This is a genomic window from Streptococcus sanguinis SK355 (assembly GCF_000212855.1).
Lineage (GTDB): Bacteria > Bacillota > Bacilli > Lactobacillales > Streptococcaceae > Streptococcus > Streptococcus sanguinis_A.
The window spans coordinates 92,927-102,682 of record NZ_GL890993.1; the positions used below are offsets into that span (position 1 = coordinate 92,927).

General features: G+C 42.5%; 11 protein-coding genes, 1 tRNA gene and 1 rRNA gene. 1 reads left to right on the forward strand and 12 read right to left on the reverse strand.

What is annotated here, in order from left to right; all coding sequences use genetic code 11:
* Positions 1 to 5 precede the first annotated feature (5 nt).
* The 10 genes from fabZ to HMPREF9389_RS10700 form a co-directional block, all read right to left on the reverse strand.
* Positions 6 to 428, reverse strand: a complete 423-nt coding sequence (gene fabZ, locus HMPREF9389_RS10745) for a 3-hydroxyacyl-ACP dehydratase FabZ (protein ID WP_002896886.1) — start codon at positions 426 to 428, stop codon at positions 6 to 8.
* Positions 425 to 913: an acetyl-CoA carboxylase biotin carboxyl carrier protein gene (gene accB / locus HMPREF9389_RS10740; protein WP_002927618.1), complete on the reverse strand. Its 489-nt coding sequence runs from the start codon at positions 911 to 913 to the stop codon at positions 425 to 427. The genes fabZ and accB overlap by 4 nt, the downstream gene beginning before the upstream one ends.
* Positions 914 to 919: 6 nt before the next feature.
* Complete coding sequence (gene fabF, locus HMPREF9389_RS10735) at positions 920 to 2,152, reverse strand: beta-ketoacyl-ACP synthase II (RefSeq protein ID WP_002927619.1); 1,233 nt, start codon at positions 2,150 to 2,152, stop codon at positions 920 to 922.
* 64 nt (positions 2,153 to 2,216) lie between these two features.
* Positions 2,217 to 2,951 (reverse strand): 3-oxoacyl-[acyl-carrier-protein] reductase, encoded by a 735-nt coding sequence (gene fabG / locus HMPREF9389_RS10730; protein WP_002927622.1) that lies wholly within the window; start codon positions 2,949 to 2,951, stop codon positions 2,217 to 2,219.
* Positions 2,952 to 2,963: 12 nt separating this feature from the next.
* Positions 2,964 to 3,884, reverse strand: coding sequence for an ACP S-malonyltransferase (gene fabD / locus HMPREF9389_RS10725; RefSeq protein WP_002927624.1), 921 nt, complete (start codon positions 3,882 to 3,884; stop codon positions 2,964 to 2,966).
* Positions 3,877 to 4,851 carry an enoyl-[acyl-carrier-protein] reductase FabK gene (gene fabK, locus HMPREF9389_RS10720; protein ID WP_002896881.1) on the reverse strand — a complete coding sequence of 325 codons (975 nt, stop codon included), beginning with the start codon at positions 4,849 to 4,851 and terminating at the stop codon, positions 3,877 to 3,879. The genes fabD and fabK overlap by 8 nt, the downstream gene beginning before the upstream one ends.
* 136 nt (positions 4,852 to 4,987) lie before the next feature.
* Positions 4,988 to 5,212 (reverse strand): acyl carrier protein, encoded by a 225-nt coding sequence (locus tag HMPREF9389_RS10715; protein WP_002893611.1) that lies wholly within the window; start codon positions 5,210 to 5,212, stop codon positions 4,988 to 4,990.
* A 55-nt stretch (positions 5,213 to 5,267) separates the two neighbouring features.
* The gene (locus HMPREF9389_RS10710; protein WP_002927629.1) at positions 5,268 to 6,242 is read right to left on the reverse strand and encodes a beta-ketoacyl-ACP synthase III; all 975 of its coding nucleotides are present in this window, start codon (positions 6,240 to 6,242) and stop codon (positions 5,268 to 5,270) included.
* Entirely contained in the window at positions 6,242 to 6,676 is a 435-nt protein-coding gene (locus HMPREF9389_RS10705) for a MarR family winged helix-turn-helix transcriptional regulator (RefSeq protein WP_002901186.1), read from the reverse strand. The genes HMPREF9389_RS10710 and HMPREF9389_RS10705 overlap by 1 nt, the downstream gene beginning before the upstream one ends.
* Positions 6,677 to 6,817: 141 nt before the next feature.
* Complete coding sequence (locus HMPREF9389_RS10700) at positions 6,818 to 7,609, reverse strand: enoyl-CoA hydratase (RefSeq protein ID WP_002927631.1); 792 nt, start codon at positions 7,607 to 7,609, stop codon at positions 6,818 to 6,820.
* Positions 7,610 to 7,859: 250 nt separating this feature from the next.
* Between HMPREF9389_RS10700 and HMPREF9389_RS10695 the strand changes: the two genes are divergently transcribed.
* Positions 7,860 to 9,224, forward strand: coding sequence for an aspartate kinase (locus tag HMPREF9389_RS10695; RefSeq protein ID WP_002927634.1), 1,365 nt, complete (start codon positions 7,860 to 7,862; stop codon positions 9,222 to 9,224).
* 228 nt (positions 9,225 to 9,452) lie between these two features.
* Here the strand turns inward: HMPREF9389_RS10695 and HMPREF9389_RS10690 are convergent.
* Positions 9,453 to 9,526: transfer RNA gene (locus tag HMPREF9389_RS10690), tRNA-Asn, on the reverse strand.
* 5 nt (positions 9,527 to 9,531) lie between these two features.
* Positions 9,532 to 9,647 (reverse strand): 5S ribosomal RNA (rrf, locus tag HMPREF9389_RS10685).
* Positions 9,648 to 9,756: the final 109 nt, after the last annotated feature.

Consider the following 9,756-nt stretch of genomic DNA (forward strand, 5'->3'; position numbering starts at 1 on the left):
TTTATCTACTGGCCAATCGCAAAGGTCAAAGTACCGCTGGCTGCAAGTTTTCCGTCAACTTCTGCTTTCGCCTCTACAACCGCAATCGTTCCGCGGCGCTTGACAAACTTAGCTGTCATAATCAGCTGGTCACCTGGTACAACTTGCTTCTTGAACTTAACCTTGTCCATGCCAGCGTAGAAGACCAGTTTGCCCTTATTTTCTTCTTTAGACAATTCCAGCACACCGGCTGTTTGAGCCAGAGCTTCCATAATCAAGACACCTGGCATAACCGGGTATTGAGGAAAATGTCCGTTAAAGAATGGCTCATTGACTGTCACATTTTTCAGAGCAACGATCTCATCTTCACTAACTTCCAAAACGCGGTCTACCAAAAGCATTGGGTAGCGGTGTGGAAGTGCTTCTTTTATTGCATTAATATCAATCATTTGATGCGTACCAGCCCTTTCCCAAATTCAACCATTTCTTCATTCTGAACCAGAATTTCTGTAACCAGACCATCTTTAGGTGCTGGAACTTCATTCATGACCTTCATCGCTTCAATAATCATAAGGGTTTGACCTTTTTTAACTTGGTCTCCAACAGATACAAACGGCGGCTTATCTGGACCAGCTGCTAAGTAAGCTACACCAACCAAAGGACTTTCTACAACATCACCTTCAGCAGCAGGTGCCGGAGCTTCTGAAGCTGTCTCTGGCTCTGCAGGCGGAGCTGCTTGAGGAGTTGGCTCAATCACAGGCGCACTCGTAGCCTGCAAAGGTGCAACAATTGGAGCAGCACTTGCTGTTGGAACTGGAGCCTGACCTTCATTCTTACTAAAAGTCAGCTCATCGCTCTGATTTTTGTAAGAAAACTCACGCAGACTAGACTGGTCAAACTGCGCCATTAAATCTTTAATTTCGTTGATATTCATAGGTTTTTAAGCCTCCCAGCGTTTAAAGGCAAGAACGGCATTGTGGCCGCCAAAGCCAAATGTATTAGAAATCGCATAAGGGATTTCCTGTTCCTTACCTTGACCGTAAATAACGTTGGCTTCAATATAGTCTGGAAGCTCTGTTGTACCAGCTGTTTTGGGCACATAGCTATGACGCATTGCTTCAATCGTTGCAATAGCCTCAACTGCGCCCGCTGCACCGAGCAGGTGTCCTGTAAAGGATTTAGTAGAAGACACTGCTACATCTTTACCAAAGACGGAAACAATGGCTCCGCTTTCGCCTTTTTCGTTAGCAGGGGTTGATGTACCGTGAGCATTGACATAAGCCACATCTTTTGGCTCAATTTCAGCTTCTTCAACCGCTTGTTTGATAGCCTTGATAGCTCCCAAACCTTCTGGATGCGGAGAAGTCATATGGTAAGCGTCACAAGTATGGCCGTATCCTACCACCTCAGCCAAGATAGTAGCTCCGCGTTTCTCAGCATGTTCCAAACTTTCCAGAACCAGCATACCAGAACCTTCACCCATGACAAAACCATTGCGGTCCTTGTCAAAAGGAATAGAAGCGCGTTTAGGATCTTCTGTGGTAGAAAGAGCAGTCAGAGCTTGGAAACCAGCAATCGCAAATGGTGTAATAGAAGCCTCTGAACCACCGACCAGCATCACATCTTGATAACCGAATTTAATTGAGCGGAAAGCTTCACCAATCGCATCGTTTGCTGAGGCACAAGCCGTATTGACAGACTTACAGATTCCATTGGCTCCAAAGCGCATCGCTACATTTCCTGCACCCATATTTGGCAAAGCTTTTGGCAGGGTCAAAGGTTTGATACGTTTAGGACCTTTTTCATGCAAGCGAACAACCTGTTCTTCAATTTCCTGAATCCCGCCGATACCTGAAGCTACAATGACACCAAAGCGATCCTTATCCAGGGCATCTACATCTAAGTGAGCATTGTTGACCGCTTCTTGAGAAGCATAAAGCGCATAAAGAGTGTAATTATCATAACGGTTAGTATCCTTTTTGACAAAATATTTATCAAAAGGGAAATCCTGAATTTCCGCCGCATTGTGAACACTATATTCACTATGATCAAATTTAGTAATTGGACCGATTCCAATGTTGCCTTCTTTTAAATTATTCCAGAATTCTTCTGGAGTATTCCCGATAGGTGAAGTTAAGCCGTATCCTGTTACAACAACTCGATTAAGTTTCATATTGAGCTCCTTTATTTAGATGAATCAACTGATTTTATACTCGTTAATATTCAAAAACTTTGACTTACTGCATAGTAAATCCGCCATCAATCGTGAGGACTTGTCCTGTCAGATATTCTTGACCAGCCAAGAAGAGCGCAACATCTGCAACTTCTTCTGGAGTACCAAAACGCTTCATTGGAATGAGTGCCAGAGACGCAGCCTTTACTTTTTCTGGAAGTACATCTGTCATATCAGATGCGATAAAGCCAGGGGCAATACAGTTGACACGGATATTACGCGCTGCTACCTCACGGGCAACTGATTTAGAAAAACCAATCAGACCAGCCTTGGAAGCTGCATAGTTAGCCTGACCGACATTCCCTGCCAGACCAACGACACTTGACAAACTGATGATAGCACCCTGACGAGCTTTTGTCATCGGTTTCAGGACTGATTGCGTCATATTGAATGCCCCAGTAAGATTCACTTTCAGCACCCGCTCAAAATCTTCTTCCGTCATTTTCAGCATGAGCTTATCACGTGTAATACCAGCGTTATTGATCAGTACATCAACAGATCCCAAAGCCGCAACGGCTTCTTCTACCATTCGCTGTGCATCTTCAGCTTTGGAAACATCTCCAATAACAGTTACAACTTTCCCAGAATAGCCGGCAAATCCAGCCAAAACATCATCAGAAATCTCCGCTAGTCCGTTTAAAATGATATTGGCACCGACACTAGCAAATTTATGCGCAATTGCCAATCCAATTCCGCGAGCGGACCCAGTAATTAATACATTCTTGTTTTGTAATTCCATGATGATTCCTCATTATTTTTCTAGAAGAGCATTTAAACTTTCTACATCTTCAACTTGGCGGACATCCGCAGACTTATCAATTTTCTTAATAAAACCAGACAGAACTTTGCCAGGACCAATTTCGACAAACTCAGTCACACCAGCTTCCTGCATTTTAGCAATGCTGTCATAAAAGCGCACCGGTTCCATTACCTGACGAGTCAAAAGCTCTCTGACTCTCTCTTTTTCCATCACAGTTGCTTCTGTATTTCCGACTAATGGCCGCACAAAATCTGAAAACTCAACTGTTTCCAAGACTTCTGCCAATCGTTCGCTGGCTGGCTTTAAAAGCGCCGTATGGAAAGGTCCAGATACATTGAGTGGGATTAAGCGCTTGACACCGGCATCTTTCAAAAGCTCCACAGCCTTGTCCACCGCTGCTACTTCTCCGCCAATAACGATTTGACTAGGCGTATTATAATTAGCTGGTGAGACTACACCAATAGCACTTGCTTCTTGACAGACCGCTTCGATGAGAGAAACCTCAGCATTTAAAACTGCAACCATCTTCCCTGAGCCAGCTGGAGCCGCCTCTTCCATAAAGCTGCCACGCTTAGCAACCAAGGCCACCGCCGTCTTAAAATCAAGGGCGCCCGCAGCCACCAAGGCCGAATATTCTCCAAGAGAGAGACCAGCTACCATGTCAGGCTCTATTCCCTTATCAGCTAAGAGGCGATAAATAGCTACTGAAGTCGTTAAAATAGCCGGTTGCGTATAGCGAGTTTGATTGAGCTTTTCCTCATCCTGATCGATTAAAGCTCGGACATCATAGCCTAGAACTTGGCTAGCCTCATCAAAAGTTGACCGCACAAGCTCATACTGATCATAAAGCTCGCGCCCCATTCCAAGGTACTGCGCTCCCTGACCGGCAAAGAGAAAGGCTCTTTTAGTCATTTCTAGTTACTCCTGCCCAACGTTTTGCCTCCTGCTGAATCTTCTCAGCAGCACCATAGTAGATATCTTTGAGGATTTCTTCGACTGTTTCTTCCTTACTGATTAAACCAGCAATTTGACCAGACATGACGGAACCATTTTCCACATCTCCACGAACAACCGCATTAGCCAAAGCACCAGCTCCAAGATTTTCAAAAACAGTCAAATCTGGATTTTCTTGCTTGAAGGCTTCTTTTTCTGCCTTTTCGAAATCACGCGTCAGCTTATTCTTAATAGCACGAACCGCATGACCGAAATGCTGGGCAGAGATAGTCGTATCAATATCGCGGGCCTTCAAAATCATGTCCTTGTAGTTCTGATGGGCATTGGATTCCTTAGCGACGACAAAGCGAGTTCCGACCTGAACGGCCTCGGCTCCCAGCATAAATCCAGCTGCAGCCCCAGAACCATCCGCAATACCACCGGCAGCAATAACCGGAATGCTAACTGCTTCTGCAACCTGACGAACCAAGGACATGGTAGTCAATTTCCCGATGTGGCCACCAGCTTCCATACCTTCTGCGATGACTGCATCCGCACCGATTTTTTCCATCCGCTTAGCCAAGGCTACACTTGGCACAACAGGGATAACTGTAATCCCCGCTTCATGGAAACGAGCCATGTGCTTGCTTGGATTACCCGCACCAGTTGTTACTACTTTTACTCCCTCTTCAATGACGAGATCCACAATGTCGTCTGCAAAAGGAGAAAGGAGCATGATGTTAACTCCGAAAGGACGGTCCGTCAAAGACTTAATCTTGTCAATATTAGCCTTTACCACTTCCTTGGGTGCATTTCCGCCACCGATGATACCAAGACCGCCAGCTTTTGAAACCGCGCCAGCCAAGTCACCATCAGCAACCCAGGCCATCCCGCCTTGGAAAATAGGATAATCAATATTCAATAATTCTGTAATACGTGTTTGCATAATACCTTCCTTTTATCATTGCTTAAGTAATAGCTTGATCTCAAACTACCACATGCTAGATGTATTTTCTTTACTTTGACAGTCAAACTATTACCTAAACAAGAGAGAATATCTTTCGATACTCTCAGTTACTTGCTTATTTAGTTTTTTCTTCTACATAAGCAACCAAATCACCAACTGTGTTCAAACCTTCTTCAGTTTCGATTTGGATGTCAAATGCATCTTCAATTTCTGAAATCACTTGGAACAAGTCCAATGAATCTGCTTCAAGATCATCGAAAGTTGACTCAAGAGTAACTTCTGATGGCTCTTTGCCAAGTTCTTCAACGATAATTTCTTGTACTTTTTCAAATACTGCCATGGATAGACTCCTTTAAAAATAATATATTTTTTATCATGTGTTTCCACTTGATTAACTAAATTGTAACAATAAGCGTGCCCCATGTCAAACCTCCACCGAAACCTGACATCAAAATTGTCTGATTTCCGTTCAGTTTGATCAGTCCTTGCTCGACACACTCAGATAATAAAATCGGGATGCTAGCTGCACTAGTATTACCATATTCCATCATGTTGGCCGGAAGTTTCTCCCGAGCAACACCAAGCTTCTTAGCCATTTTATCCAAAATACGGATATTGGCCTGATGCAGCAACAGAAAATCCAAATCTTCCGCTGAAAGCTGACTGCTTTCGATGGTTTCTTTGATAGAACGAGCAACATCACGAATAGCAAAATCGAAAATAGCTCTACCGTCCATTGTCAGATAAGGCTGATTCTCACCTTTTTCAGAAAAAGGTGAAGCCAAACCGATTTTTCCGCAGGTCAGACTATCTCCGCGAGATCCGTCCGTAAACTGACTTTCTGACAAAAAATGCTGTTCTGAAGCACTTTCCAACAGGACACCACCAGCACCATCTCCAAAGAGAACCGCTGTTGAACGATCCGACCAATCTACAGTCTTAGAGAGCGTCTCACTTCCTATGACTAGACCTTTTTGATAACGGCCTGAAGAAATAAATTTTTCCCCAGTAGATAGTGCGAAGATAAAGCCACTACAGGCTGCCGTCAAATCAAAGGCAAAGGCATTCTTAGCACCGATGTTTGCCTGTACTCTAGCAGCTGTTGAAGGCATTAAAGAATCCGGCGTAATGGTGGCAACAATGATAAAGTCAAGGTCTTGAGCAGAAATCCCTGACTTTTGCAGCAAATTCTCTGCTACTTTTGTAGCTAAATCACTGGTCGTTTCATCTGACGATAAATGGCGGTTTTTAATCCCAGTTCGACTTGAAATCCACTCATCACTGGTATCCATAATCTCGGCTAGATCATCATTGCTGACAACCTGACGGGGAGCATAATGAGCCACCTGGCTAATCTTAGCATAGTTCATTATTTCAAATCCTCTAGGAAACTATATAAATTTTGCAGACCCTTTTGCATCACTTGTCTCTCTTCTGGACTCATCCCATCCACTACCTGCATGACCATGCGGTTGTGGAATCGCTTGTGAAGACGATACAAAAGCCGCCCATTCTTTGTCAAATTCAGATGCACCACACGACGGTCAACTTCCGACCGACGCCGCTCAATATACCCCTTACGCTCCAGATTATTCAAACTAGTCGTAACAGTCCCCAAAGTAACCATCAATTCTCGTGATATATCACTTGGAGTAGCATTTGGGGTTGTGCCGATAACATCTATCGTATGCATTTCCTTAATGGAGACATCGTTGAAGCGACTGCTTCTTAGGCTCGATTCTTCAATAACCAAGACATTATTGAAAATAGACGTTAAGTAATCATTTACTAACTGAAAATTCAAAACCATACCTCCTTAAGAAAATACTTTGACAATCAAATTTTATCAGATGGAAAAACAATTTGCAAGCTTTTTTGAAAATTAATTTGATTTTCAAATATTTTCGTAAACAACTTGCAAAATAAGCAACTTTGAACCAATACATTATTTACCTGTGAAGTTTGGACGACGCTTCTCAGAGTATGCCCGAACTCCCTCTTTGAAATCTTCTGTGAAAGCCAGCGATTTCTGAAGCTCCAATTCTAGCTCAGCATACTCAGACCAGCCGCCAAACAAACTCTTCCAGACCATTTCTTTCATGGCTCTGTAAGAATTCAGAGAACCGCGTTTGAGCTTCTTCAGCAACTGTTCCGTTGCTTTTTCCAATTTCTCTGCTTCACAGACTTTATAAAGCAAGCCATAATCCAGAGCTTTCTCTGCAGTCAGAGCTTCACCAGTCATAACCAGATGGGTCGCCCGAGTCACCCCGATAGCACGAGTCAGTAAGAAAAGACCGCCAGCATCTGGCGCCAGACCAACCCCAACAAAGGCCTGAATGAAGCGGGATTTTTCAGTGGCAATACAGAAATCTGCTGCAACGACCATATTAGCAGCCGCACCAGCAACAGGACCATCAACACTCATGATAACTGGCTTAGGCAGACGTTTCATAGCAAAAGAAATATCATTCACCAGTTCGGCGATTTTCACCAAGGATTGGACGTCATCATCACTAACAGCTCTCTGCATCTCAGCCAAGTCACCACCTACTGAAAAAACCTTACCATTCGCATTGATAACTAAAAATTTGACGGACTCATCCTTTGCAGCAAGTTCAATAGCCTCTAAAATTTCCTCACACATAGGAATATTAAAGCCATTTGAAACTTCAGGACGATTAAAAGTAATCGTTGCTACCTCATCTGCTACATGATAGAGAATTCCATTAAATGTCATTTCAGCTCCATTCCCGACCCGATCTCAAATCAGCCGTTTTGTTTTATTATTAAATAATTTGACATTCAAATTATACACAACTTATATTTTATCATAAAATATAAAAGAAAGGAAATAAAAAATGGGAAAAATTAGATGCTCTTCAAATTTGAAGTGTAAAAGTAATAATTTGGATAAAAATAGTATAAAAACTGCGTTTGAATAATTTTCAGAATTTTGTTATAATTTTTAAAATAAGATAGGAGAACCAATGAAAGTTGTAAAATTTGGTGGAAGTTCACTGGCTTCTGCGACTCAATTAGAAAAAGTTTTGAATATTGTCAAATCTGATCCTGAACGTCGATTTGTTGTAGTATCAGCGCCAGGAAAACGCCACGACGACGATATCAAAGTAACCGATGCCCTGATTAAATATTACCGAGAATATATTGCAGGAAATGATGTCACACCAAACCAACAGTGGATTATCAATCGCTATGCAGATATGGTTGCAGAATTAGGTTTGAAACCAAAAGTTCTGGAGAAAATTTCCAAAAGCATCACAAGCCTTGCAACTTTGCCAATTGAAGATAACGCATTTCTTTATGATACTTTTCTTGCAGCAGGAGAAAACAACAACGCCAAATTAATTGCAGCTTATTTCAGTCAAAATGGCGTTCCAGCTAGCTATGTACATCCGAGAGAAGCAGGACTCCTTGTTTCCAATGAGCCAGGTAATGCTCGAATTCTCCCTTCCAGCTATGACAAAATAGAAGAACTCAACAATTCTGATGAAGTTCTAGTTATCCCTGGTTTCTTTGGTGTTACTCAAGGTGATCAAATCTGTACTTTCTCCCGTGGTGGTTCCGATATTACAGGTTCAATCATTGCTGCGGGTGTTAAAGCAGATATTTATGAAAACTTTACCGATGTTGATGGCATTTTTGCTGCCCATCCTGGTATTGTCCACAAACCGCATTCCATTCCCGAGCTAACCTATCGTGAAATGCGTGAATTAGCCTACGCAGGCTTTACTGTTCTCCATGATGAAGCTCTGCTTCCAGCATACCGCGGTAAAATTCCTCTGGTTATTAAAAACACCAACAATCCAGAACATCCAGGTACTCAAATTGTTCATAAACACAGCAAGGACCATCTACCGGTCGTTGGAATTGCTGGAGATGCAGGCTTTGTCAGCATTAACATGTCCAAATACCTGATGAACAGAGAAATCGGCTTTGGTAAACGAGTCCTTCAAATTCTTGAAGATCTGAATATTGGTTGGGAGCATATGCCTACAGGAATCGACGACCTCTCTATTATCTTGCGCGAGCGCGAATTAACTCCTATCAAAGAGGAAGAGATCCTTCGACAACTTGTCCAAAAAGCTGAGGTTGATCATGCAGAAATTGAACACGACCTTTCCATTATCATGATTGTTGGTGAAAAAATGAAAAGTCATATCGGGGTTACAGCCACTGCAACCAAAGCTCTTTCAGAAAACAACATCAACATTCAAATGATGTCCCAAGGCTCAAGCGAAGTGTCCATCATGTTTGTTGTTGAAAAAAATCAGGAAAAAGCGGCCATTCGTGCACTTTACCGAGCTTTCTTTGAACCCCAAACACAGGAGTAAGACCAGACCTAGGAACCATTTTTATCAAATAAACTCTAATCAAAAAAGCAGAAACCAGTCTCAGACTAACTTCTGCTTTTTTCATTCAACTATAAAGAATACAAAGTCAAACTTTAGAATACACTAAGTACTAATAGAAGTTTCATAGCTCATCAATAAGACTATAGAATACCTTGTCTCCATTATATCTATCACTAAAAATAAAAAGAGGTAAAAACCTCTTTGAAACTCCGCCAGTAGGACTCGAACCTACGACATCATGATTAACAGTCATGCGCTACTACCAACTGAGCTATGGCGGATAAACGCTAAGCGACTTCCATATCTCACAGGGGGCAATCCCCAACTACTTCCGGCGTTCTAGGGCTTAACTGCTGTGTTCGGCATGGGTACAGGTGTATCTCCTAGGCTATCGTCACTTAACTATTGAATTAACGTTCCTGTCCTCTCAGACAAGCCTTGTCAACTCAAAATTGAATACAATATCAAATCTCACAATTCTCTAAACCATTCGCTGCACTTTGATGAAGCT